This window comes from Thauera sp. WH-1 (genome assembly GCF_047806685.1).
Classification (GTDB): domain Bacteria; phylum Pseudomonadota; class Gammaproteobacteria; order Burkholderiales; family Rhodocyclaceae; genus Thauera.
In genome coordinates, this window is record NZ_JBLQGP010000012.1 from 65,307 (window position 1) to 88,712 (window position 23,406).

Annotated in this window: 19 protein-coding genes; 6 read left to right on the top strand and 13 right to left on the bottom strand. The window is 67.9% G+C overall.

Translation table 11 applies throughout. The features are described 5' to 3' along the window. Nucleotides 1–19 precede the first annotated feature (19 nt). On the top strand, nucleotides 20–1,150 hold the full coding sequence (locus ACMV5O_RS12895) for a toll/interleukin-1 receptor domain-containing protein (protein ID WP_416163827.1): 1,131 nt from the start codon (nucleotides 20–22) through the stop codon (nucleotides 1,148–1,150). Nucleotides 1,151–1,199: 49 nt separating this feature from the next. Here the strand turns inward: ACMV5O_RS12895 and ACMV5O_RS12900 are convergent, their stop codons facing one another. From ACMV5O_RS12900 to ACMV5O_RS12910, 3 genes are all read right to left on the bottom strand, one after another. Beyond that, nucleotides 1,200–1,397 carry a zf-HC2 domain-containing protein gene (locus tag ACMV5O_RS12900; protein ID WP_416163828.1) on the bottom strand — a complete coding sequence of 66 codons (198 nt, stop codon included), beginning with the start codon at nucleotides 1,395–1,397 and terminating at the stop codon, nucleotides 1,200–1,202. Continuing rightward, on the bottom strand, nucleotides 1,394–2,005 hold the full coding sequence (locus ACMV5O_RS12905) for a sigma-70 family RNA polymerase sigma factor (RefSeq protein WP_416163829.1): 612 nt from the start codon (nucleotides 2,003–2,005) through the stop codon (nucleotides 1,394–1,396). The genes ACMV5O_RS12900 and ACMV5O_RS12905 overlap by 4 nt, the downstream gene beginning before the upstream one ends. Nucleotides 2,006–2,205: 200 nt before the next feature. Further along, nucleotides 2,206–2,958, bottom strand: a complete 753-nt coding sequence (locus ACMV5O_RS12910; RefSeq protein ID WP_416163830.1) for a DUF3047 domain-containing protein — start codon at nucleotides 2,956–2,958, stop codon at nucleotides 2,206–2,208. A 405-nt stretch (nucleotides 2,959–3,363) separates the two neighbouring features. Between ACMV5O_RS12910 and ACMV5O_RS12915 the strand changes: the two genes are divergently transcribed. From ACMV5O_RS12915 to ACMV5O_RS12930, 4 genes are all read left to right on the top strand, one after another. Continuing rightward, nucleotides 3,364–3,897, top strand: a complete 534-nt coding sequence (locus tag ACMV5O_RS12915; RefSeq protein ID WP_416163831.1) for a hypothetical protein — start codon at nucleotides 3,364–3,366, stop codon at nucleotides 3,895–3,897. A 183-nt stretch (nucleotides 3,898–4,080) separates the two neighbouring features. Continuing rightward, a complete protein-coding gene (gene glgX, locus ACMV5O_RS12920) occupies nucleotides 4,081–6,444 on the top strand; it encodes a glycogen debranching protein GlgX (RefSeq protein ID WP_416163832.1) in 2,364 nt (787 codons plus the stop codon). After that, nucleotides 6,441–8,078, top strand: a complete 1,638-nt coding sequence (locus ACMV5O_RS12925) for an alpha-D-glucose phosphate-specific phosphoglucomutase (protein WP_416163833.1) — start codon at nucleotides 6,441–6,443, stop codon at nucleotides 8,076–8,078. The genes glgX and ACMV5O_RS12925 overlap by 4 nt, the downstream gene beginning before the upstream one ends. A 61-nt stretch (nucleotides 8,079–8,139) precedes the next feature. Further along, nucleotides 8,140–10,614, top strand: a complete 2,475-nt coding sequence (locus tag ACMV5O_RS12930; protein ID WP_416163834.1) for a glycogen/starch/alpha-glucan phosphorylase — start codon at nucleotides 8,140–8,142, stop codon at nucleotides 10,612–10,614. 123 nt (nucleotides 10,615–10,737) lie between these two features. Here ACMV5O_RS12930 and ACMV5O_RS12935 read toward each other — a convergent pair whose 3' ends face one another. The 3 genes from ACMV5O_RS12935 to ACMV5O_RS12945 all read right to left on the bottom strand — a co-directional run bounded on the left by ACMV5O_RS12935 (nucleotide 10,738) and on the right by ACMV5O_RS12945 (nucleotide 13,815). Next, on the bottom strand, nucleotides 10,738–11,076 hold the full coding sequence (locus ACMV5O_RS12935; RefSeq protein WP_416163835.1) for a zinc ribbon domain-containing protein YjdM: 339 nt from the start codon (nucleotides 11,074–11,076) through the stop codon (nucleotides 10,738–10,740). Between the two features lie 391 nt (nucleotides 11,077–11,467). Further along, nucleotides 11,468–13,150: an ABC1 kinase family protein gene (locus tag ACMV5O_RS12940; RefSeq protein WP_416163836.1), complete on the bottom strand. Its 1,683-nt coding sequence runs from the start codon at nucleotides 13,148–13,150 to the stop codon at nucleotides 11,468–11,470. Beyond that, on the bottom strand, nucleotides 13,150–13,815 hold the full coding sequence (locus ACMV5O_RS12945; protein WP_416163837.1) for a DUF6781 family protein: 666 nt from the start codon (nucleotides 13,813–13,815) through the stop codon (nucleotides 13,150–13,152). The genes ACMV5O_RS12940 and ACMV5O_RS12945 overlap by 1 nt, the downstream gene beginning before the upstream one ends. 160 nt (nucleotides 13,816–13,975) lie before the next feature. Here ACMV5O_RS12945 and dksA point away from each other — a divergent pair, with 160 nt between their 5' ends. After that, nucleotides 13,976–14,401 carry an RNA polymerase-binding protein DksA gene (gene dksA / locus ACMV5O_RS12950; RefSeq protein WP_416163838.1) on the top strand — a complete coding sequence of 142 codons (426 nt, stop codon included), beginning with the start codon at nucleotides 13,976–13,978 and terminating at the stop codon, nucleotides 14,399–14,401. 119 nt (nucleotides 14,402–14,520) lie between these two features. Here the strand turns inward: dksA and pnp are convergent, their stop codons facing one another. From pnp to rimP, 7 genes are all read right to left on the bottom strand, one after another. Next, complete coding sequence (gene pnp / locus ACMV5O_RS12955; protein WP_416163839.1) at nucleotides 14,521–16,620, bottom strand: polyribonucleotide nucleotidyltransferase; 2,100 nt, start codon at nucleotides 16,618–16,620, stop codon at nucleotides 14,521–14,523. A gap of 204 nt (nucleotides 16,621–16,824) precedes the next feature. Next, nucleotides 16,825–17,094, bottom strand: a complete 270-nt coding sequence (gene rpsO, locus ACMV5O_RS12960; RefSeq protein ID WP_075148455.1) for a 30S ribosomal protein S15 — start codon at nucleotides 17,092–17,094, stop codon at nucleotides 16,825–16,827. Nucleotides 17,095–17,171: 77 nt separating this feature from the next. Beyond that, entirely contained in the window at nucleotides 17,172–18,143 is a 972-nt protein-coding gene (gene truB, locus ACMV5O_RS12965) for a tRNA pseudouridine(55) synthase TruB (RefSeq protein ID WP_416163840.1), read from the bottom strand. After that, nucleotides 18,121–18,528 (bottom strand): 30S ribosome-binding factor RbfA, encoded by a 408-nt coding sequence (rbfA, locus tag ACMV5O_RS12970; RefSeq protein WP_416163841.1) that lies wholly within the window; start codon nucleotides 18,526–18,528, stop codon nucleotides 18,121–18,123. Before rbfA ends, truB begins: the two co-directional genes overlap by 23 nt. A gap of 3 nt (nucleotides 18,529–18,531) precedes the next feature. Then, nucleotides 18,532–21,432, bottom strand: a complete 2,901-nt coding sequence (gene infB / locus ACMV5O_RS12975) for a translation initiation factor IF-2 (RefSeq protein WP_416163842.1) — start codon at nucleotides 21,430–21,432, stop codon at nucleotides 18,532–18,534. Between the two features lie 13 nt (nucleotides 21,433–21,445). Further along, nucleotides 21,446–22,921 carry a transcription termination factor NusA gene (nusA, locus tag ACMV5O_RS12980; protein ID WP_416163843.1) on the bottom strand — a complete coding sequence of 492 codons (1,476 nt, stop codon included), beginning with the start codon at nucleotides 22,919–22,921 and terminating at the stop codon, nucleotides 21,446–21,448. A gap of 27 nt (nucleotides 22,922–22,948) precedes the next feature. Beyond that, nucleotides 22,949–23,383, bottom strand: a complete 435-nt coding sequence (rimP, locus tag ACMV5O_RS12985; protein WP_416163903.1) for a ribosome maturation factor RimP — start codon at nucleotides 23,381–23,383, stop codon at nucleotides 22,949–22,951. Nucleotides 23,384–23,406: the final 23 nt, after the last annotated feature.

The following is a 23,406-nucleotide window of genomic DNA, read 5'->3' on the forward strand; positions in this document are numbered from 1 at the left end:
AGCCGCACGCCAACCTGCAGTGCTGCGCGGGCATGCCCGCAAAGCTCGGCACACCCGGCCAGCCGCCGCGACCAGAAGGGCTTGCACGCCGACGACGAAGCACGGAGACTTCGAGCGCGCCGCGGCGGGCGCAATCATGGCGGAGGCTGGCATGGCAGCGAATCACGAGGACAGGCGCCAGTACGCGGTATCGACAGCCCTGCTGTTCGAACGCTGTCGTGACGCCTTGTCGGAATGCGGCTTCACCATCGAGCGCGCTCTGCCGGCCGCAGGCCGCATCGAGGCGAATGCCGGCGTCAACTGGAAGTCCTTCGGTGAAACCATCGAGCTCACGGTACAGGATGGCACCGTCCATGTGCGCAGCAGCTGCAAGGTAAGCACGACGGTGTTCGACTTCGGTCGCAACAGGCAGAACGTCGAAGCGATCTTCCGGGCGCTGGAGTCCTCCCTTGCCCGACGACCGCCGGGCGGCGGCGACACGGCGGCGGCCCCCACGCCCGCAACCTCCCGCTCGCCTTCTCCCTCTCCTTCTCCCTCTCCTTCTCCCGCCCCCGTCAACGCAGGCATGGCGCCGCTGTCAGCCGACACGACGCGCGAGGTGTTCGTCTCCTATGCCTGGGGCGGCGAGAGCGAGGCCCTGGTCGAGCGTCTCGAGCATGCGTTCGCCAGGCGCGGCATCGCCGTCGTCCGCGACAAGCAGGCGCTCGGCTACAAGGCCGACATCCGTGCCTTCATGGAGCGGCTCGGCCGCGGCCGCTGCGTCATCGCGGTGATCGGCGACAAGTACCTGCGCTCGACCCACTGCATGTTCGAACTGATGCAGGTCGCCGCGCAGGGGGGCTTCCAGGACCGGGTATTCCCGGTGCTGCTGGACGACGCGGGGATCCATCGTGCCCTCGATCGACTGCGCTACGTTCAATACTGGGAAGCCCAGATCCACGAACTCGACGAAGCCCTCAAGACCGTCTCGGCCGCCGACCTGAAGGGCTTCAGGGAGGAGATCGACCTCTACGCCGCAATCCGGCGCACGATCGCCGAACTGACTTCCATCCTCGGCAACATGAACACGCTTTCGCCGCAGATGCACGCCGAAAGCGACTTCGCCGCGCTCGTCGACGCGGTCGGCGCGAAACTGACCGCGCAGCCGTGACAGCCGTCGTCCTGCGCCGCGCGACAGGCACTCCTTCGCCCCAAGACGCTCAGCCTTCGTCGCCCGCGCGCCCCTCGCGCAGCCGCGCCGCGGCCTCGCGCAGCACGTCCATGTGCTTGCCGTAGTTCGTGCAACCCATGCACATGGCCGTATGCACCTTCAGTGACAGCTGCTCGCGCAGGCTGAGCGTGCGCTCGTAGCGCTCGGACATCAGCCGCATCACCTCCTTGCAGTTCATCATCCTCATCTGACCTCTCCCTGGAACCAACGATTCTCGAGACATGCCCGCAGTCCGAGCCGCGCGCGGTGCAGGATCACGAAGCAGTTGTTACGGGTGATGCCCAGCTGTGCACAGATCTCCGCAGTCTCTAACTCGAGAAACTCACGCATCATGTACACGCGGGCGATGTGCTCGGGCAGGTTGTTCATGCAGGCGTCGAACACCACCCAGAACGCATCCTGCTCGAAGGAGGCCGCGGGATCGGACCAGGTTGCGGGGCGATCGTCGGGGTTCCAGTGCCCCCTCTGGTTGAACAGCACATCGAACTCATCCAGCCCGGCGTCCAGGTCGGAGCACCCCGCAAGATCCGAGCCGCAGATCTCGCGTGACGACGCACGGATGTGATCGACAATCTTGTTGCGCAGGATGGCGAACATCCAGGTCTTGAAGGCGGACCGTCCCGCGAAGCTCTTCGCGCTGGTCATCGCCGCCATCAACGCCTCCTGCACCATGTCCTCGGCCGCGCCGCCGTCGCGCAGTTGCATGCGGGCAAAGCGCAGCATGTCGCGTCGGATCGCGGTGATCGACGCCTCGTCCCAAGGCGGACTGTCGGCCTGTGCGCTTGCATTGCTCATCCGTCACTCCTGTTTCGTGCGGCCGGGTGGTGGCGTCGCGCGCGGACCAGGCGGCGCTGATCGTCACCAGCGGCAGTGTTTCGTCGGTCGGGTCGTGCGCCATTCGGACGGATGCGTCAGGACAGCGCCGGGCGCCGCCAGGCACGCCGTGCCCCCCGCAGGCAGGCAAGGTGATCCGAGGCGCAATGTTGCGCTCGAACTCAATCCGGCGCGACACACACCTCGTCGCGTCCAACGAAGCGAAACTCGGCAAACCCGGCGCGTGCCCGCTCCCCGGTGTTGTCGGTGTCGGAGGCCAGGGCAAGCCCGCTCAGTTGCGCCCGCACGCTGCCGAACGCGCGCCTGAAGTCTTCGGCCACATCACGACGCTCGCCGACCCAGCGGCCCGCGTCGTCCGCGCCCGAGCGCAACACAAGCATGCGCGTGCGGTCGGTATAGGCGTTGGGCATGAGCGTGCCCACCGGTTGGCGGTTGTCCCACACATAGTTGAGTGCCGCATCCGGCACCTGCTCACCATAGATCGAGCGCGCCAGCGCGAGCCTGGCCCGCGTGCCAAGTCCCAGCGCCTCGGGCGCCACCTTGAAGCTCAGATACACCCGCGCCGCGTAGTCGTCGCCGGCCCTGGTCCTCATGTCCGCCGAGACCAGGGGCGCATCGACTCGCCACAGCCAGCACAGGTGCGGGGTGGCCTCGAGGTCGACCTCGAGCGGACGTGCGAACAAGGCCATGCTGCGATCAGCGTTCGCCTCGATCGCTGCGACGCCATCCCAGATCCTGAGCGTGTACCGGGTGGGCGCGACGCGCTCGTCGAGCTGCTGCACGCGCCAGGGTTCGGGCAGGCCCGCCTCGCCCGCGGAAAACTGGCCGACCCACACGGTAGCGGCGTGCGCTGCCACCGCGCTGCAGCTCAATGACAGCACCAGTGTCCAGCGGATGCGACCATACCTGCGCATACGTCCTCCCTCTCCCTGTCGCGCATTGTTTCACCTTGTCGCATGCAAGCGGGCGGCGGCCAGATTCATGGCCGCGCCTGCGCGCCCCATGGTGCTTGGCCGGTACATGGCCGCACGGCCCCCTCCGCGCGATGTCGGTCTCGCCGTTGGCGAGCGACTGGGCATGCGGCAGCCATGGCCCAACATCGTTAAGCTGTATAAAATATCAGCTCCCCAGAAAGGCTGAAGATGACTCACGATCAGATGACCCTGTTTGCGGCCGCGGCTGGGCCGACCGAGTCGCCGCCCGCGCGGCACAGGCCAGCCCGCAAGCCTGCCCGCAGCGCGCCGAGCGCCGGAGGCGACGCGGCCCCGAACGAACTGCCCCACCCACTGCCCGTTCCCCTCTTCGAAGCGCCACCATACATGCCTGAATACCACGACGCCCCCCTCCCGACCCCCGACATCGACGACACCCCCGCAGCCAGCCGCAGCGATCGCCTGTGGCAGCTCGACGGCTGGACCGCGCGCGTGATCAAGAACGAGGACGACGACGGCTGGGCGGTAGAGATGCTCAAGGACGGCGAGGCCGAACCCGCGCTGGTCGGCCCGTGGACCATGGGCCGCGACAAAAAGAACCCCAAGCCGCTCGACCAGGCCGCCTTCAACACCCTGGTGAAGAGCGCGACCGAAGTGCTGCAGCGCCACGCCCAGCAGGCGCACGCCCTGTTGCACAGGTCGCTGACGGTGTTCGCGCTCGATGCCCAATGGGAGGTTCGCCTCGACATCACGCCCGATGAATACGAGCCCTTTGCGACCCTGAGCGCCTTCGACCAGGCGGGCAATGAAGTAGCACAGGTGCGTGTGTCGCCCGGTTTTCGCCTCAACACCACCAGCGCGAGCGCCTGGATCCTTGGCGGCTTTGCCCGGCCAGGCGGCGAGGAGAGCTTCGACCACTGAGGCTGACGGGCCGGGCGCATGGCGACCAGGAGCTGACGCTCGCGGCGAAACATGCGCCTCGACGCGCCGTGTCGAAATGGCCGCGCCCGAGGGCATGCGAAAGCTTTATCCTAGTCGGCAAGTGCAGCGCCGCAGCAAACCCCCTGCCACAGCCCACGCTGCGCGCAAACGAATGAGGCTCGAATGCCCGCCCAAGACAGGTGCCGCATGGCAGACGCCGGCGTGTCGCTGACGCACGGACCGGCAGCGCGAATCGAAGATGGCGTACGCGCCGCCCCGATGCCCGCCGCAGCGCCGGCGCTCGCTCATGGCCGGCCGTGGCCGCTTGGCGCAAGTCCAGCCGTCGAGGGCGGCGTGGCGGGGCTCAACTTCGCCGTGTGGGCGCCGGATGCCGATGCGCTCGAACTGTGTGTATTCGATGAAGCGGGCCGCGAGGAGCGCTGCCGCCTGCCGCTTCCCGTTTGCAGCGAGGGCGTGTGGCACGGCTTTCTGCCTGGCGCCGGGCCGGGCCTGGTGTATGGACTGCGCGCCCACGGGCCATGGGCGCCGCAGCTGGGCCACTGGTTCAACCCGGCCAAGCTGCTGCTCGACCCCTGGGCGCAGGAGGTGGTGGGTTGTTACGGACGACAGGGGCCAGGCCAGCCCGAAGACCCGGTGCTGACCGCCGAGCTCGATCTGTTCAACGCCTGCCGCGCTGACGGCACGCTGGCGCCGGATGCCCGCGACAACGCCGCCGTGGCGCCGAAGGCCCGCGTGCCGGCGCCGCCCGCGCCGCGGCCGCGCCCGCCGCGGCCCGCCATCGCGCGCGAACGCATCATCATCTACGAAGCCCATGTGCGCGCCCTCACCCAGCGCCACCCCGACATCCCGTCCGCACTGCGCGGCAGCTACGCGGCGCTCGCCCACCCGGTGATGCTCGCCCACTACCGTGCCCTTGGCATCACCACCCTGTCGCTGCTGCCGCTGCACTTCCGTGCCGACGAGTCTGCCCTGCAGCAGCGCGGCCTGGCCAACCACTGGGGCTACGCGCCGCTCGCCTGGCTGGCGCCGGAAACCCGCTACTGGAGCGGCCGGGCCGGCACCACACCTGCCGGCGAGCTGACCGAGGCCATCGACACCCTCCACGCGGCCGGGCTGGAGGTGGTGCTCGACGTCGTCTTCAACCACACCGCCGAGCTCGACGCCGCCGGGCCGATGCTGTCGCTGCGCGGCCTGGTCAATGCGCGCGCCTACCATCTCGTGCCGGGTAATGCGGCGCACTACCAAGACTGGACCGGCTGCGGCAACAGCGTCAACCTGGCCGAGGCGCGCATGGTCGAGCTGGTGCTCGGTGCGCTGCGTCACTGGGCGGAGCACTACCGCGTCGATGGCTTTCGCTTCGACCTTGGCACCACGCTCGGCCGCGACCGCCATGGCACCTTCAACCGCGATGCCGGCCTCTTCGCCGCGATCCAGGCCGACCCGCAGCTGGCGGCCCTCAAGCTGATCGCCGAGCCCTGGGACATCGGCGCCGGCGGCTACCAGCTCGGCGCCTTTCCGGCCGGCTGGGCCGAATGGAACGACCAGTTCCGCGACACGATGCGCGCGTGGTGGCTGCGCGGCGCAGGCGATCGCGGCTTGTTCGCGCATCGCTTCGCGGCCTCGGCCGCTCAGTTCCACCACGGCCGCCGCGCGCCCACCGCAAGCGTCAACTTCCTCACTGCACACGACGGCTTCACGCTGCGCGACCTGGTCAGCTACGAGCACAAGCACAACCACGGCAACGGTGAGCACAACCGCGACGGCCAGCATCACAACGCGTCCTGGAACTGCGGCGTCGAAGGCCCCACCGACGATGGCGCCGTGCTCGCCTTGCGTGCCCGCCTGCAACGCGCCCTGCTCGCCACGCTGTTGTGTGCCCAGGGCACGCCCATGCTGCTCGCCGGCGACGAGATCGGCCACAGCCAGCACGGCAACAACAACGCCTACTGCCAGGACAACGACACCACCTGGCTGGACTGGGCAGGCGCCGACCAGGCCTTGCTCGCCTGCGTGCGCCGCCTGCTCGCCCTGCGCGCCGCCCTCCCGGCGCTGCACCAGGCCGATTGGCTGCGCGGACCGGAGCATGGCGGCAAGGCCACGGTGGGGTGGCTGCGTCCGGACGCCACCGCGATCGATGCCGGCCACTGGGCCGATCGTGACGAGCGTGCGCTCGCCATCCTGCTCTGCCCGCCAGTTGCAGGAGAGGCCCGGGTCCTGATGCTGGTGAATCCTGCCGACCGGGCGGCCTCGTTTCGGCTGCCTGCCGGCATCTGGCACCCCGTCGTCGACAGCAGCCGGGCCGACGGGGCGCCGGTCGATCCGCCGCCGCTGGGCCTCGGCGGCGAATCGTTGTGCGCCGTGCCTGCCCACAGCGTGCAGCTTCTGGTCGATCGGCGCCCGGCTGGCGGCATCGCCGGCGATGACGCGCCATCTGCAGCGGCCAGCCGTCCTGCCCACGACAATTTTGTCAGCCTTGCGGCATCGGCCGCGCCTGAACCCTCCTCCCACCAAAGCTTGAAGCCATGAGCATCCAGACCGTCCCCACCCGCCCCTTCGCCGGCCAGCGTCCCGGCACCTCCGGCCTGCGCAAGAAGGTCGCCGTCTTCCAGCAGCCGCACTACCTCGAGAACTTCGTTCAGGCGGTATTCGACACCCTGCCCGGCCACGAAGGCCAGACCCTGGTGCTGGGCGGTGACGGCCGCTTCCACAACCGCGAGGCGGTGTGCACCATTCTGCGCATGGCGGCGGCCAACGGCTTTGCCAAGGTGCTGGTGGGCCGCGGCGGCCTGCTGTCTACGCCGGCAGTGAGTGCCGTGATCCGCCGCCGCGCCGCCTTTGGCGGCCTCATCCTGTCGGCCAGCCACAACCCGGGCGGACCGGAGGGCGACTTCGGCATCAAGTACAACGCCGCCAACGGCGGTCCCGCGCCGGAAAGACTCACCGAGGCCATCTACGCCCGCACTCAGCAGCTTGAGGCCTATCGCATCGAAAGCGATGGCGAGGACATCGACTTCGACAGCCTGGGCACGCGCCGCTTGGGCGGTATGATCGTCGAGGTGATCGACCCGGTGGCCGACTACGCCGAGCTGATGCAGCAGTTGTTCGACTTCGACGCCATGCGCGCCTGGTTCGCCGCCGACCACCGCATGCGCTTCGACGCCATGAGCGCGGTCGGCGGCCCCTACGCACGGGCCATCTTCGAAGATCTGCTCGGCGCCCCGGCCGGCACGGTGGTCAATGGCGAGCCGCTGGAGGATTTCGGTGGCCACCACCCTGACCCCAACCCGGCGCACGCCACCGAGCTGATCGCGGCGCTGAGCGGCGCCGATGCGCCGGACTTCGGCGCCGCCTCGGACGGCGACGCCGACCGCAACATGATCCTCGGCCGCGACTTCGTGCTCACCCCGTCCGACAGTCTGGCGGTGCTCGCCGAGCACGCCACGCGGGTGCCCGGCTATCGCGCCGGGCTGGCCGGCATCGCGCGCTCGATGCCGACCTCGCGCGCCGCCGACAAGGTCGCGGCGGCGCTCGGCATCACCTGCCACGAGACGCCCACCGGCTGGAAGTTCTTCGGCAACCTGCTCGATGCCGGCCAGGCCACGCTGTGCGGCGAGGAGAGCTACGGCACCGGCTCCAACCACGTGCGCGAGAAGGACGGCCTGTGGGCGGTGCTTTTCTGGCTCAACCTGCTCGCCAGCAGCGGGCGCTCGGTCGAGGAACTGGTGCGTGCGCACTGGGCGCGCTTCGGCCGCCACTACTACTCGCGCCACGACTGGGAGGGCATCCCCACTGCGCGCGCCGACGCGCTGATGGCCGAGCTGCGCGCGAGCCTGCCGAGCCTTGCCGGGCGCGACTGCGGCGACGGCCTGCGCATCGCCAGCGCCGACGACTTTGCCTACACCGACCCGGTCGACGGCTCGGTCAGCAACGGCCAGGGCGTGCGCCTGCTGTTCGCCGACGGCAGCCGCATCGTGTTCCGCCTGTCCGGCACCGGCACCGAGGGTGCGACGCTGCGCGTGTATCTGGAGCGCTACGAGCCCGATCCCGCCCACCACGACCAGCCGGTACAGCAGGCGCTCGGCGCGCTGATCCGCATCGCCGACGAGCTCGCCGGCATCCGCCGCCACAGCGGCATGGGCGCAGCGAGCGTGGTGACCTGAACCGCCCCACCCTCGCGCCGGCTGCCCCCCATCCACCCAAGAACACGGCACGCTCGCCCCCATGGATCTCGCCCAATTCACCCGCCAGTACGACCACCTGTCCACCGAGGTCGAGTCGCTCAAGCGTGCCATCGCCAACAAGCTGATGTACCAGGTCGGCAAGAACCTGGAATCGGCCCAGCCCGAGGACTGGCTGCATGCCGTGGCCTATGCGGTGCGCGACCACCTGGTCGAGCGCTGGATGAAGACCACGCGCGCCAGCTACGCCCAGGACGTCAAGCGCGTCTACTACCTGTCGATGGAGTTCCTGATCGGTCGCAGCCTGGGCAATGCCATGCTGGCGCTGGAACTCGTCGGCCCGGTGCGCCAGGCCCTGCGCGAGCTCGACATCGACCCCGACAGCCTGCCCGAACTCGAGCCCGACGCGGCGCTCGGCAATGGCGGCCTGGGCCGGCTGGCGGCCTGCTTCCTCGACTCGATGGCCACGCTCGGCCTGCCCGGCTTCGGCTACGGCATCCGCTACGACTACGGCATGTTCCGCCAGCAGATCATCGACGGCCAGCAGGTCGAGGTGCCCGACTACTGGCTCACCCACGGCAATCCATGGGAGTTCCCGCGCCCCGAAATTCAGATGCGTGTGCGCTTCGGCGGCCATCTGGAGGAACAGGGCGACACCGTGCGCTGGGTCGGCACCGAGGACGTGCTCGCCATGGCCTATGACTCGATCATCCCCGGCTACGGTACCGAGGTGACGAACACGCTGCGCCTGTGGTCGGCGCGCGCCACCGAGGAGATCGACCTGACCGCCTTCAACCGCGGCAACTACTTCGGCGCGGTCGAGAGCAAGAACCACTCCGAGAACGTCTCGCGCGTGCTTTACCCGGACGACTCGACGCTGTCGGGGCGCGAGCTGCGCCTGCGCCAGGAGTACTTCTTCGTCTCCGCCAGCATGCAGGACATCCTGCGCCGCCACCGCGTCGGCCACCCCGACTTCGACCGTCTCCCCGACAAGGTCAGCATCCATCTCAACGACACCCATCCGGTGCTCGCGGTGCCCGAGCTGATGCGCCTGCTGGTCGATGAGCACGGCCTCGCCTGGGACCACGCCTGGGCGCTGTGCCAGCGCGTGTTCTCCTACACCAACCACACCTTGATGCACGAGGCGCTCGAGACCTGGCCGCTCGACATGCTCGGCCGCGTGCTGCCGCGCCACCTGCGCATCATCTTCGACATCAACGCGCGCTTTCTCGCCGAGCTAACGAACCGCTTCGGCCACGATGTGGAGCTGATGCGCCGCGTGTCGCTGATCGACGAGCACGGCGAACGCCGGGTGCGCATGGCCTACCTGGCGATCGTCGCCTCACATTCGATAAATGGCGTATCGGCCCTGCACTCGGCGCTGATGCGCGAATCGATCTTCGCCGACTTCGCGCGCATCTGGCCGCAGCGCTTCAATAACAAGACCAATGGCGTCACCCCGCGACGCTGGCTCGCGCACGCCAACCCGGGGCTGGCCGCGCTGATCGACGGTCGTATCGGCCCCGGCTGGCGGCGCGATCTCGACCAGCTGGCGGGGCTGCGCAGCCTGCAGGACGACGGCGACTTCCTGCACGCCCTGCGCGCAGTGAAGCACGCCAACAAGCTGCGGCTGGCGCACTGGATCGGCAGCCACCTGGGCATCCACATCGACCCGGCAGCGATGTTCGACGTGCACGTCAAGCGCATGCACGAGTACAAGCGCCAGCTGCTGAACGTGCTGCACGTGATCACGCGCTACCAGCGCATCCTCGACGAACCCGAGGCCGCACCCGTGCCGCGGGTGGTGATCTTTTCGGGCAAGGCGGCATCCGCCTACCAGATGGCCAAGCTGGTGATCCGGCTGATCAACGACGTCGCCGCGGTGATCAACGCCGACGCGCGCGTCGGCAATCGGCTGAAAGTGGTGTTCGTCCCCAACTTCAGCGTCAGCCTGGCCGAGTTGATCATCCCCGCGGCCGACCTGTCCGAACAGATCTCCACCGCCGGCACAGAGGCCTCGGGCACCGGCAACATGAAGCTCGCTCTCAATGGCGCGCTGACCATCGGCACGCTCGACGGCGCCAATGTCGAGATCCGCGAGCAGGTGGGCGACGACAACATCTTCATCTTCGGCCACAGCGCCGCCGAGGTCGCCCACATCCGCAACAGCGGCTATCAGCCGCGCCAGTACTACGAGCGAGATCCGCAATTGCGCAATGCGCTCGACGCCATCCGCGCCGGCGTGTTCAGCCCCGGCGAGCCGGGCCGCTACCAGCAGATCTTCGACGTCCTGGTGAACTGGGGCGACCACTACCAGTTGCTGGCCGACTACGCGAGCTATGTACAGGCCCAGGCGCGGGTCGATGCCGCCTACCGCAACCCGGAAGACTGGAGCCGGCGCAGCCTGCTCAACATCGCCGGCATGGGGGCCTTTTCGTCCGACCGCACGATCGACGAGTACGCGCGCACGATCTGGCACACCACGCCGGTGCACCTCGAGCCCAGGGACCGCCTTTGAGTCATATCGCGGTGGCTTGTGCGCGGCTCCGGGCGCAGTCGTGCTGCAGGTCGGGCCGAGTTGCCCCTGGGCACACCGGCGAGGGCGGCGACCTGCCGCGGCGCCCCCTCCGGCGCCCGGCGCTCAGGCTTTCTTGACGAACTCGGACTTGAGCTGCATCGGGCCGAAACCCTCAATCTTGCAGTCGATGTCGTGATCGCCGTCGATGAGGCGGATGTTCTTGACCTTGGTGCCGACCTTCACCACCGAGGACGAGCCCTTGACCCTCAGATCCTTGATCACCGTGACCGTATCGCCGTCCTGCAACACGTTACCGTTGGCGTCCTTCCATACGCGCACGGTCTCGGTGGCCACATCGGCGGTGGCGCTCCATTCGTGTGCGCACTCCGGACAGACCAGCAGCGCGCCGTCTTCATAGGTGTAGGCCGAGCCGCACTTGGGGCAATTGGGCAAGGTACTCATTGGGATTTCGGTTCCTGTGAAAGGTCGAACGGGATCGCGCCCCGCCGGCTGCCCTGTGTGGCCGAGCCGGTTGGCCGGCGGGGCGTGCACCTCGCCGATCGAGAAGGGCGCCTCCAGGCGCGCTCGGGCCGCCGTATGCGATGCATCAATGCGGCCTGTCGGACGATGTCCGCGATGCAACACGCCGGCACGTGGCCCTGCGCCGGACAGGCAGAAAAAAGCCCGGGCGCTTTCGGGCCCGGGCCAAATCCACACCAAGGAGGAGGGTGGAGGAGACGGTTCGAATGCTAGACGAAGGCATTGTGCATTGCAACAGCCCCGCCAATGATTATTCTTATCGTTTGATCAGCAAAGCGCCTGTGACGCGCCGGTTTCCTCCCGACGCCCTCCCCTATTTCCGCCCGCTGCGCCAGATCGACAGCAACACCCAAAGCCCGCCGCACACCGCACCGAGAAAGCCGAGCAGGCCGATCGTGTGCAGCCCGCCGAAGGCAGGGTCGCGCATCACGCTCATGACGATGGCGGTGCCGATGATGAGCGCGGCGGTGACGATGCCGATCGTCATGCGGCTGATCGCACGATCGAGCTGATCGACCGCGCGCTCGAGCGAGACCACGTCGATCTGCAACTGCAGCTTGCCACGGCGACCGGCGCGCAGCAGGTCGCTGAGGTCTTGCGGCAGGCCGGCGAGCAGGTCGCCCATGGCGCGCAGGCTGCGCAGCGAGCGGCGGGCAATGGCCGACGGCGCACGATGGGCGAGCAAAGCCTGCTGCAGCAGCGGCCGCGCCTCGCCGGCGATGTCGAACTCGGGGTCGAGTTGGCGACCGAGGCCCTCGAGGGTGATGAAGGCCTTGATCAGCAGCGACAGATCGGGTGGCAGCACGAGTCCGTGGTCGCGCAACAAGGCCATCAGGTCGGACAGCATCGCACCGAGGTCGAGGCGCTTGAGTGGCACGCCCTTGTATTGATCCACGAAGACATCGATGTCGCGCCGCAGGCGCTCGGCATCGGCGCGCAAATCGCCCTCGCGCCATTCGAGCAGCACCTCGGCCACGGCCGCCGAATCGCCGCTGACCAGGCCATACAGCAGCAGCGCCACCTCGTGGCGACGCGCCTCGGACAGGCGACCGACCATGCCGAAATCGATGAAGGCGATACGGTTATCGGGCAGGTAAAAGACGTTGCCCTGGTGCGGATCGGCATGGAACAGGCCATCTTCGAGCATCATCTTGAGCACCGCCGCCGCGCCGCGGCGCGCGAGCAGCTTGCGGTCCAGACCGGCCGCATCCACCCGCGTGAGCTCGCGCCCCGGGATGCCGTCGACGTAGTCCTGGACATTGAGGCGTTCGCCGCACCAGGCCCAGTGGATGCGCGGGATGACGATCTCGGGGCGGTCGGCGAAGTGCGCGGCGACGCGCTCTGCATTACGGCATTCGGCGGCGAAATCGAGCTCGCGCCGCAACGACAGGGTGAACTCGCGCACCACCTCGCGCGGCCGATAGCGCCGCAGGTCCGGCGCCTCGGATTCGATGATGTCGGCCAGGCGGGCAAGCAGATGGAGGTCGGCTTCGACGAGGCGGCGGATGCCGGGGCGGCGCACCTTGAGCACCACCTCGCGACCGTCGGCGAGCCGGGCGCGGTGGACCTGCGCGAGCGAGGCCGCCGCCAGCGGCTCACGGCGCAAGTCGGTGAAGACGGTCTCGGGCGGCTCGCCGAGGTCCTCGCACAACTGGGCGTGGATGGCCTCGAACGGCGCCGCCGGGGCGGCATCCTGCAGTTTGCCGAACTCGGCGATCCATTCGGGCGCAAACAGATCCACCCGGGTGGCCAGCACCTGGCCCAGCTTGATGAAGGTGGGGCCGAGCTCCTCGAGCGCTCGGCGCACGCGCGCGGGGGATTCCTCGCGCGCCAGTTCCTCGGGTGCGCGCCAGTGCAGGACCTTGCCAGCGCGCTCGAGCGCCGCCCCCAGCCCGACCCGGCGGACGAGGTCGCTGAAGCCGTAGCGGATCAGGACGGTGGCAATTTCCTGCGCGCGCGCAAGATCACGCGCGGCGCCGATGGCCTGCCACAGCATCAGTCGCGGCGGTCGGGCTCGCGTTGTTCGGACGCCCCCGGCTGCAGGCGATCGGCAAGACCGCGCAGCACGCCGGCAGCCAGGCTGGCGAAGAGCTCGGCCTGATTGCGCATGGTGCGCACCCCACCGTCGAACTGCGCGCGCGCAAGCTCGCCCGCGGCCTGCCCGAGCTGGCCGAGTGCATCGCGGACCCGGCCGCCGACCGCGGTGCCGCTGCTGCGGGCATGCTCGGCGAGGTCGCGCAGCGTGGCCTGGGCCTGGCCGCTGGTGGCGCGTGCGGCGTCGCCCAGGGCCGCGATGAAATCGCCCTCGAGCGTGGACAACTGGTCGAGCGAGTGCTTGAGGTCCTCGCGCGAGAACTCGCTGCTGCGCCCGATCGCCTCCTGCACGGCGAGCTGGGTGGCCTGGGCGGCGGTCGCCAGCGCATCGTCGAGACCGCGCATCGCGTCCTTCAGCGCCTCGGTGTGGCGTGCATCGACGTCCACCCTGGCCTGCTGTGCGCCGCGGAAGACCGCCCCCATCACCTCGCGCAGGCCTTGTGCATCCAGCGTCCCGCGACTGAGGGCGTCGAGCGTGATGGTGCGCACGCGCTCGGCGATGCCTGCTGAGTCCGCCTCGACCGCGACCTGCACTTCGCGTTCGAGCCCGCTCGTGTCCTGTGTCATCTTCGACCTCCTCATTTCGGCACGCGCCCTGGGTGTGGCCCGTGTGCTCCCGCCATGATACGCGCGTGGCGCGTCGGCGGCTGCGCGCCGGCTTGCTGCCACCGGGCGATTCTGCTATTAAGTCGGCTCTCTCCAATCACCAACCTACGGAAGTTGATTCATGGCTGACGATACCCTGCACAAGCAATTCCCGCCCTATGTCCCGGCAGCCGGCGAGGAATACATGAGCGAGAAGCAGCTGGCCCACTTCCGCGACATCCTGAGTTCGCTGAAGGGCGAGCTGATGGAGGACATCGAGCGCACGGTGCATACGATGCAGGACGAGGCCACCGTGTTCGCCGACCCCAACGATCGCGCCAGCCAGGAGTCGGACATCGCCCTCGAGCTGCGCAACCGCGACCGCGAGCGCAAGCTGATCAAGAAGATCGACGAGGCGCTGGGCCGCATCGCGGAGGGCGAATACGGCTACTGCGACAGCTGTGGCGTGGAGATCGGTCTCAAGCGCCTCGAGGCGCGTCCGACGGCCACCATGTGCATCGATTGCAAGACGCTGGAAGAGATGCGCGAGCGCCAGGTCGCCAAATAGGCCGAGGCTGCCAAGCCCGCTGCGGCCGGCACAGGCAAATAAAAAAAGGACGCGGTGTGCGTCCTTTTTTGTTGCTGCGAGCGCTTCGCCGCGCGGCGGGCCGAAGCCCGCCACCGGCATCAGCCAGCGTTTTCGCCCAGCAGCGCCTTCATGCTCAGGCGGATCTTGCCGCGCTCGTCGGTCTCGAGCACCTTCACGCGCACGACCTGGCCTTCCTTCAGGTAGTCCGACACGTTGTTCACACGCTCGTTGGCGATCTGCGACACATGCAGCAGACCATCGCGGCCCGGCATGATGTTGACGATGGCGCCGAAGTCGAGCAGGCGCACGACCGGACCTTCGTAAACCTTGCCGACCTCGACTTCGGCGGTGATCGCCTCGATCTTGGCCTTCGCCACCTGCGCGCCCTCGGCGCTCACCGACGAGATCTTGATCGAGCCGTCGTCCTCGATCTCGATCACGGTGCCGGTCTCTTCCTGCAGCGCGCGAATCACCGCGCCACCCTTGCCGATCACGTCGCGGATCTTCTCCGGATTGATCTTCATGTTGATCATGCGCGGCGCGTACTCGGAGACCTCGCCGCGGCTGCTGCCGAGCGACTGCTGCATCAGGCCGAGGATGTGCAGGCGACCTTCCTTGGCCTGCTCGAGCGCGGCATGCATGATTTCCTTGGTGATACCCTGGATCTTGATGTCCATCTGCAGGCCGGTGATGCCGTTCGTGGTACCGGCGACCTTGAAGTCCATGTCGCCGAGGTGGTCCTCGTCGCCCAGGATGTCGGTCAGCACGGCGAAGCGGTTGCCGTCCTTGATCAGACCCATGGCGATGCCGGCGACGTGGTTCTTCAGCGGCACGCCGGCGTCCATCATCGCGAGCGAGCCACCGCACACCGAGGCCATCGACGAAGAGCCGTTGGATTCGGTGATCTCGGACACCACGCGCACGGTGTAGGAGAACTCTTCCGGCTTGGGCAGCATGGCGACCAGCGAGCGCTTGGCCAGGCGGCCGTGGCCGACCTCGCGGCGCTTGGTGACGCCGAAGCGGCCGGTCTCGCCGGTGCAGAAGGGCGGGAAGTTGTAGTGGAGCAGGAAGCGCTCCTTGTACTCGCCGGCGATGGCGTCGATGATCTGCTCGTCGCGGCCGGTGCCCAGGGTGGCGACCACCAGGGCCTGGGTCTCGCCACGGGTGAACAGCGCCGAACCATGGGTGCGCGGCAGCACGCCGGTGCGGATCTCGATCGGACGCACGGTGCGGGTGTCGCGACCGTCGATGCGCGGCTCGCCGTTGAGGATGCGGCTGCGGACGATGCCCGACTCGAGGTTGAAGAAGATATCCTTCAGTTCATTGACCGAGGGCGCGTTGTCGACGCCTTCGGTGAGCTGGCCGATCACGCGCTTGCGGATCTCCGACAGACGCGCCGAACGCTCCTGCTTGCTGGTGATGCGGAAGGCTTCTTCCATCTCGGCCTTGGCGAGCTCGGTGACCTTGGCGATCAGCGGCTCGTTGGCGGGCGGCGCCTGCCAGTCCCACTCGGGCTTGCCGGCGACTTCGACCAGCTCGTTGATGGCCTTGATCGCCGTCTGCATCTGCTCGTGGCCGAACACCACGGCGCCCAGCATCACGTCTTCGGGCAGCTCCTGCGCCTCGGACTCCACCATCAGCACGGCGGTCTGGGTGCCGGCGACGACCAAGTTCATCTGGCTGCTCTGCAGTTCGGTGGCGGTCGGGTTGAGGATGTACTGGCCGCCGAGGTAGCCGACACGGGCAGCGCCGACCGGGCCGTTGAATGGCAGGCCGGAGATGGCGAGCGCGGCCGAGGCACCGATCATCGCCGGGATGTCGGAGTCGATCTCGGGGTTCAGCGACAGCACGGTGACGATGACCTGCACTTCATTCATGAAGCCATCGGGGAAGAGCGGGCGGATCGGGCGGTCGATCAGGCGCGAGGTGAGGATCTCCTTCTCGCTCGGACGACCTTCGCGCTTGAAGAAGCCACCCGGGATGCGGCCCGCGGCGTAGAACTTCTCGACGTAATCGACGGTGAGCGGGAAGAAGTCCTGACCCGGGCGCGCTTCCTTGGCACCGACCACGGTGGCGAGCACGACGGTTTCGTCCATGTTGACGATGACGGCGCCGCCGGCCTGGCGGGCAACTTCGCCGGTCTCGAGGGTGACGGTGTGGGCGCCGTAGGCGAAGGTTTTCTTGATTGCGGTAGGCAAGGTCTTATTCCTTTTTTCGGTTGATGCAGCGAACTACAACTGCTTGCGGCGCCTGCCCTGCGTCAATGCAGCGCGGCCCCGCGGAACGACGGACGCGACAGCGAACGCCAGACAGCAAAAAGCCGGCGCGGCCGCAGGGGCACGCACCGGCTTTGCTGGCTTACTTCGCCCTGATCGGCGCTGTCGGGCTCGTCACGGACGCAATTACTTGCGCAGGCCGAGACGCTCGATCAGATTGCGATAGCTGTCGGCGTTGCGACCTTTCAGGTAGTCCAGCAGCTTGCGGCGCTGGCTGACCATCTTCAGCAGGCCACGGCGGGAGTGATGATCCTTGCCGTGCTCCTTGAAGTGGGGGGCGAGCCCGTTGATGCGGGCGGTCAGGAGCGCAACCTGGACTTCCGGGGAGCCGGTGTCGCCTTGGGCGCGCTGAAAGTCGGAGACGATCTTCGACTTGGATGCGGTATCAAGAGCCATGTGTGTCTTTACTCGTATTTTCTGCCAATCAGAAGCCGCGGATTATACCCATAGCGGCGCCAAAAACTCAATCGAAATCATGCCGATGCCACGCCAGCGTGGGTGCCGGTGGCAATCAGCCTGCGGGCCGCAAGACGCCCCGCTTCCTGCCATTGCCCCAGGCCAAGAAAGCCGCCGGGGCCATACACGCGCACCAGCTCGCCGGCACGACCGCCGCCGAGCTGTAGCACCCTGCCCTGCAGCAGGCTGCGCGATGCCTCATCGTCGAGCTCGACGGCGGCGAAGTCCGCCACCAGGGCGTCGGCCGGCTGCAGCAGGCCGTCGCGCTCGGCGCTCGCCTCGAGCGCCTCGAGCGACAGCGCCTGGCTGAGCTGGAAACGACCGATACCGGTTCGGCGCAGCGCGCACAGGTGCGCGCCGCAACCGAGCGCGGCACCGATGTCCATCGCCAGGCTGCGGATGTAGGTGCCCTTGCTGCAATGCACGCGGATGGTGAAGCGCTCACCCTCGAAGCCAAGCAGCTCGAGCGCATGAATGCTGACCCGGCGCGCCTCGCGCTCGAGCTCGATGCCCTCGCGCGCATATTCGTACAAGGCCTTGCCGTCGCGCTTGAGCGCGGAGTACATCGGCGGCACCTGCTCGATGTCACCCCGGAAGCGCGCCAGTGCGGCATTCAACCGCGCCTCGCTCACCGCCACCGGGTGGGTCGCGGTGACCGCGCCGTCGGCATCGCCACTGTCGGTTTCCACGCCGAGCTGTACCACCGCTTCGTAGGTCTTGTCGGCGTCGAGCAGCATCTGCGAGAACTTGGTCGCCTCGCCAAAGGTGAGCGGCAGCAGGCCGCTGGCCATCGGGTCGAGCGTGCCGGTGTGGCCGGCCTTGGCCGCGTTGAGCAGGCGCCGCGCGATCTGCAGCGCGGCGTTGGAGCTCAGGCCCTGCGGCTTGTCGAGCAGCAGCACGCCGTCCACCTGGCGGCGGACGATCTTGCGCTGCGGCTGCTTCGGCCGGCGCGCACGCGCCGGCGCCTCAGGGCTTGGCGTCGCCGTCATTGCCGGCCGGACCGTCATCCGGATGGCGCGCTTCGTCCTCGCGCACCACCTCGTCGATCAGCTTCGACAGCCGCGCGCCCTCCTCGACCGAGCGGTCGTAGTGGAAGTGCAGCTCGGGGATGGTGTGGATGCGGATGCGGCGGCCGAGCTCGCGGCGCAGGAAGCCACTCGCACGGCGCAGACCCTGCAGGATCTCGGGCACGTCGCCCTCCCCCGTCATGGAGGTGAAGTACACCTTCGCATGGGCGTAGTCGGGCGTGATCTCGACCTCGGTCAGCGTGATGAAGCCGACACGCGGATCCTTCACCTCGAGCCGGATCAGTTCGGCCAGCTCGCGGCGGATCTGCTCCACCACGCGCTGGCTGCGGGAATACTCCTTGGGCATCGCTTACAGGGTCCTCGCCACTTCCTTGATCTCGAACACTTCGAGCTGGTCACCTTCCTTGATGTCGTTGTAGTTGCGCAGTTGCAGGCCGCACTCGTACCCGAACTTGACTTCCTTGACGTCGTCCTTGAAGCGCTTGAGCGACTCCAGCTCGCCGGTCCACAACACCGTGTGGTTGCGCAGCAGGCGCACATGCGAGCCACGCCGCACCACGCCTTCGAGCACGTAGCAGCCAGCGATGGAGCCGACCTTGGAGATCGTGAACACCTGGCGGATCTCGACCAGGCCGATCACTTCCTCGCGCTTCTCCGGCGCCAGCATGCCCGACAGCGCCGCCTTCACCTCATCGACCGCGTCGTAGATGATGTTGTAGTAGCGGATATCGACACCGAAGCTCTCGGCCAGCTTGCGTGCCCCGGCATCGGCGCGGGTGTTGAAGCCGATGATGACCGCGCCCGAGGCCTGCGCCAGGTTGACGTCGGACTCGGAGATCGCACCGACCGCGGCATGGATGACGTTGACGCGGACTTCGTCGGTGGAGAGCTTCTGCAGCGACTGCACCAGCGCTTCCTGCGAACCCTGCACGTCGGCCTTGATGATGAGCGGCAGGCTCTTGACCTCGCCCTCTGCCATCTGCTCCATGAGCGTCTCGAGCTTGGCCGCCTGCTGCTTGGCCAGCTTGACGTCGCGGAACTTGCCCTGGCGGAAGAGCGCGATTTCGCGCGCCTTCTTCTCGTCGGCGAGCGCGATCGCCTCGTCCCCCGCTGCGGGCACGTCCGACAGGCCGAGAATCTCGACCGGAATGGACGGACCGGCTTCGTCGATCTGCTTGCCGTTCTCGTCCAGCATCGCGCGGATGCGGCCGAAGGTGGCACCGGCCAGCAGCACGTCGCCCTTGCGCAGCGTGCCCGACTGCACCAGCAGCGAGGCGACCGGGCCACGGCCCTTGTCCAGCCGCGCCTCGATGATCAGGCCCTTGGCCGGCGCCTCGACCGGCGCCGTCAGCTCCAGCACCTCGGCCTGCAGCAGCACGGCCTCGAGCAACTCGTCGATGCCCGTCCCCTTCTTGGCCGACACCGGCACGAACATGGTGTCGCCGCCGTAGGCTTCCGGGATCACCTCCTCGGCGATCAGCTCCTGGGTCACGCGCTCGGGGTTGGCATCCGGCTTGTCGATCTTGTTGATCGCCACCACCAGCGGCACGCCGGCCGCCTTGGCGTGGTGGATGGCCTCGCGCGTCTGCGGCATCACGCCGTCGTCGGCCGCCACCACCAGGATGACGATGTCGGTGGCCTTGGCACCGCGGGCACGCATCGCCGTGAAGGCCTCGTGACCCGGGGTATCGAGGAAGGTCAGCATGCCGCGTGCAGTCTCGACGTGATAGGCACCGATGTGCTGGGTGATGCCGCCGAATTCGCCGGCCGCGACCTTCGCGGTACGGATGTAGTCGAGCAGCGAGGTCTTGCCATGGTCGACGTGACCCATGACCGTGACCACCGGGGCGCGCGGCAGGATCTCCGCGTCCTTGTGTGCGTCGCTCTCCTCGAGGAAGGCGTCCGGGTCGTCGAGCTTGGCGGCCAGCGCCTTGTGGCCCATTTCCTCGACGATGATCATCGCCGTTTCCTGGTCCAGCACCTGGTTGATGGTGACCATCGAGCCCATCTTCATCAGGGCCTTGATCACCTCGGTCGCCTTGATCGCCATCTTGTGGGCGAGATCGGCGACGGTGATGGTTTCAGGCACATGCACTTCACGCACGATCGGCTCGGCCGGGGCCTGGAAGCTGGAGCGGTCATCCTGCTGCTGACGCCCATGGCGACCGCCGCTGCGGCCTGCGCCGCGCCAGTTGTTGCCGCCGGCCCCCGCACCGACTTCGCCGCGGGTCTTGAGGCCACCGCGACGCTTGTTGGCGCCCTCGGCCTCGCGTGCCGGCGCCGGCGCCGGCGTGCGCTTCGGCTCGCGGCTGGCCGGCTTGTCGTCGCTCTTGGCCGGGCGGTGCAGCGTGCCCGTGGTGGCCTTGGCCGGCTTGGCCGCTTCTTCCTTCTTCTGCTGATCGGCGCGGATACGGGCCTCTTCCTCAGCCTTGCGTGCATCAGCCGCGGCGCGGGCAGCCGCCTCGCGCTCCTGGCGGGCACGCAGGTCGGCCGCCTGGCGCTCCTTGAGCGCACGCTGACGCGCCTCGTCACGCTGGCGCGCAGCGATTTCCTCCTCGCTGAGGATCTCCGACAGCGGCAGCGGCTTGCTGAGCACGGTGGTGGTGACCGGCGCGGCCGCTTCGGGCCCGCGCTTGCCACCCTGCGGCGCACGGCCGGGCGCTGCCGCGGCCGGCGTCGGCTGAGGCTCGACTTCGGCGGCGGGCGCCTCGACCACAGGGGCGGCCTCGAGCACGGAGTCGGCCACCGGCGCCTGTTCGGCCACTACCTCGACGGGCGCGGGGCTGTCCACAGCGGGCTCTTCGACCGCCTCCACCTCAGCCACGCTGGGCTCGGCGGCGCTGAGGTCGGCAAGCACTGCCTCGGCCTGCATCACCGGCGCGACGTCGGCCTGGAGCTCGTCCACCTCGGCCGGCAGCTCGGCGGTCCCGGCCGCGGGCTCGGCGACGAATTCATCGCGCTTGACGAAGGTGCGCTTCTTGCGCACCTCGACCTGCACGGTGCGCGCCCGCCCGGTGGAGTCGGTGGCACGGATCTCGGTGGTCTGCTTGCGGGTCAGGGTGATCTTGCCCTTGGGCTGCGTGTCGCCATGCGAACGACGCAGGTACTCGAGCAGCCTGGCCTTGTCCTGCTCGGTGAGCAGGTCGGCGGCGCCGGACTTCTCGACGCCCGCGCGCTTCAACTGCTCGAGCAGCACCGCGGCCGGCATTTTCAGTTCGCCGGCAAACTGGGTCACGCTCATCTGTTCCATTACTGCACTCCCATCATTCTTCGAACCAATGGGCGCGCGCAACGGAAATCAGCGCCTTGGCTCTTTCTTCGTCGATCCCGGCCATTTCGACCAGCTCGTCGACCGCGAGGTCGGCAAGGTCGTCACGGGTACGAATGCCCTTCTGGGCCAGTGTGGCGGCAAGGGATTTCTCCATGCCCTCGAGGCCGAGCAGGTCATCGGAGACGTTCTCGAGCTGCTCTTCGGTGACGATCGCTTCGGTCAGGAGCACGTTGCGTGCGCGGTTGCGCAGCTCATTGACCGTATCTTCGTCAAAGGCTTCGATCTCCAGCATCTCGGCCAGCGGCACGTAGGCCACTTCCTCGAGCGAGGAGAAGCCTTCCTCGATCAGGATGTCGGCGAGTTCCTCGTCGACATCCAGCTTTTCCATGAACAAGGCGCGCAGGCCTTGCTGCTCCTGCGCGGTCTTCTCGGCCGACTCCTGCTCGCTCATCAGGTTGATGGTCCAGCCGGTGAGCTCGGAGGCGAGCTTGACGTTCTGGCCATTGCGACCGATGGCGATGGCGAGATTGTTCTCGTCCACCACCACGTCCATCGCGTGCGCCTCCTCGTCGACCACGATCGAGACGACCTCGGCCGGCTGCAGCGCAGCGACCACGAACTGCGCCGGGTCGGCCGCCCACACGATGATGTCGATCTGCTCGCCGCCGATCTCGTTGCGCACCGCGGTGACGCGCGAACCGCGCAGGCCGACGCAGGTGCCGATCGGGTCGATGCGCTGATCGTTCGACTTGACGGCGATCTTGGCGCGCAGGCCGGGGTCACGGGCGCAGGCCTTGAGCTCGAGCAGGCCGTCCTCGATCTCGGGCACTTCGAGCTCGAACAGCTTCATCAGGAATTCGGGCGCGGTGCGCGACAGCACCAGCTGCGGACCACGGGCGCCGCGATCGACGCGCAGCAGGAAGGCCTTGACGCGGTCGCCGACGCGCAGGTTCTCGCGCGGGATCTGCTGATCACGCGGCAGCACGGCTTCCATGCGCCCTACCTCGATGATCGCGCTGCCGCGCTCCATGCGCTTGATGGAACCCGAGACGAGGAATTCCTTGCGATCGAGGAAGTCGTTGAGCACCTGCTCGCGCTCGGCATCGCGGATCTTCTGCAGGATCACCTGCTTGGCAGCCTGGGCGCCGATGCGACCGAAGTCGATCGGCTCGAGCGCTTCCTCGATGTAGTCGCCGATCTGCACGTCGGCGCGCAGCTCGCGGGCGTCGATGATGCCCATCTCGGCTTCGTCGTTGCTCACCTCTTCATCGAGCATGACGAGCCAGCGGCGGTGCGAGGTGTAGTCGCCCGTGTCACGGTCGATCGCCACCACCACGTCGGCGTCGTCGTGGATGCGCTTCTTGGTCGCGGAGGCCAGCGCGGTTTCGAGCGCGGCAAAAACGATGTCCTTGGCGACGTTCTTCTCGCGCGCCAATGCATCAACAAGCAGCAGGATCTCGCGGCTCATTTCAGTAAAACCTCCACATCCACAGTCTCAAAATTGGGGTACAAGGCGTGCCTTCTCGATGTCGTCGAAGGGCAGCAACACCTCCCCCTTCTCGGTGCGGAGCGCCACTGCGCCGTCACGCACCCCCTCGATCACACCCACGAAATTGCGTTGGTTACCAATCGGCAGCGACAGGCGGAGCTGCGCCTGCTCGCCGGCGAAGCGCTCGAAATCGGCCAGCTTCTTGAGCGGGCGATCGAGCCCGGGCGACGACACCTCGAGGCGGTCGTAATCGATGTTCTCGACCTCGAACACGCGCTGCAACTGGTTGCTCACCGTGGCGCAGTCATCGACGGTGATGCCACGCTCGATGTCGAGAAACACGCGCAGCAGCCGCCCCTTGGGCGAGAACTCGACATCCACGAGTTCGTATCCAAGACCGCTCACCACCTGCTCGATCAGTTGCTCGACATCTGTACGCATGCGCTCCTCGGCTTGCTCGACGC

Bases quoted from the DNA above. Each gene is read 5' to 3' on its own strand.
- ACMV5O_RS12900 (WP_416163828.1), bottom strand. From the start codon at position 1,397: ATGAGGATGATGAACTGCAAGGAGGTGATGCGGCTGATGTCCGAGCGC.
- ACMV5O_RS12905 (WP_416163829.1), bottom strand. From the start codon at position 2,005: ATGAGCAATGCAAGCGCACAGGCCGACAGTCCGCCTTGGGACGAGGCG.
- ACMV5O_RS12910 (WP_416163830.1), bottom strand. From the start codon at position 2,958: ATGCGCAGGTATGGTCGCATCCGCTGGACACTGGTGCTGTCATTGAGC.
- ACMV5O_RS12915 (WP_416163831.1), top strand. From the start codon at position 3,364: ATGCCTGAATACCACGACGCCCCCCTCCCGACCCCCGACATCGACGAC.
- glgX (WP_416163832.1), top strand. From the start codon at position 4,081: ATGCCCGCCCAAGACAGGTGCCGCATGGCAGACGCCGGCGTGTCGCTG.
- ACMV5O_RS12925 (WP_416163833.1), top strand. From the start codon at position 6,441: ATGAGCATCCAGACCGTCCCCACCCGCCCCTTCGCCGGCCAGCGTCCC.
- ACMV5O_RS12930 (WP_416163834.1), top strand. From the start codon at position 8,140: ATGGATCTCGCCCAATTCACCCGCCAGTACGACCACCTGTCCACCGAG.
- ACMV5O_RS12935 (WP_416163835.1), bottom strand. From the start codon at position 11,076: ATGAGTACCTTGCCCAATTGCCCCAAGTGCGGCTCGGCCTACACCTAT.
- ACMV5O_RS12940 (WP_416163836.1), bottom strand. From the start codon at position 13,150: ATGCTGTGGCAGGCCATCGGCGCCGCGCGTGATCTTGCGCGCGCGCAG.
- ACMV5O_RS12945 (WP_416163837.1), bottom strand. From the start codon at position 13,815: ATGACACAGGACACGAGCGGGCTCGAACGCGAAGTGCAGGTCGCGGTC.
- dksA (WP_416163838.1), top strand. From the start codon at position 13,976: ATGGCTGACGATACCCTGCACAAGCAATTCCCGCCCTATGTCCCGGCA.
- rpsO (WP_075148455.1), bottom strand. From the start codon at position 17,094: ATGGCTCTTGATACCGCATCCAAGTCGAAGATCGTCTCCGACTTTCAG.
- truB (WP_416163840.1), bottom strand. From the start codon at position 18,143: ATGACGGCGACGCCAAGCCCTGAGGCGCCGGCGCGTGCGCGCCGGCCG.
- rbfA (WP_416163841.1), bottom strand. From the start codon at position 18,528: ATGCCCAAGGAGTATTCCCGCAGCCAGCGCGTGGTGGAGCAGATCCGC.
- infB (WP_416163842.1), bottom strand. From the start codon at position 21,432: ATGGAACAGATGAGCGTGACCCAGTTTGCCGGCGAACTGAAAATGCCG.
- nusA (WP_416163843.1), bottom strand. From the start codon at position 22,921: ATGAGCCGCGAGATCCTGCTGCTTGTTGATGCATTGGCGCGCGAGAAG.
- rimP (WP_416163903.1), bottom strand. From the start codon at position 23,383: ATGCGTACAGATGTCGAGCAACTGATCGAGCAGGTGGTGAGCGGTCTT.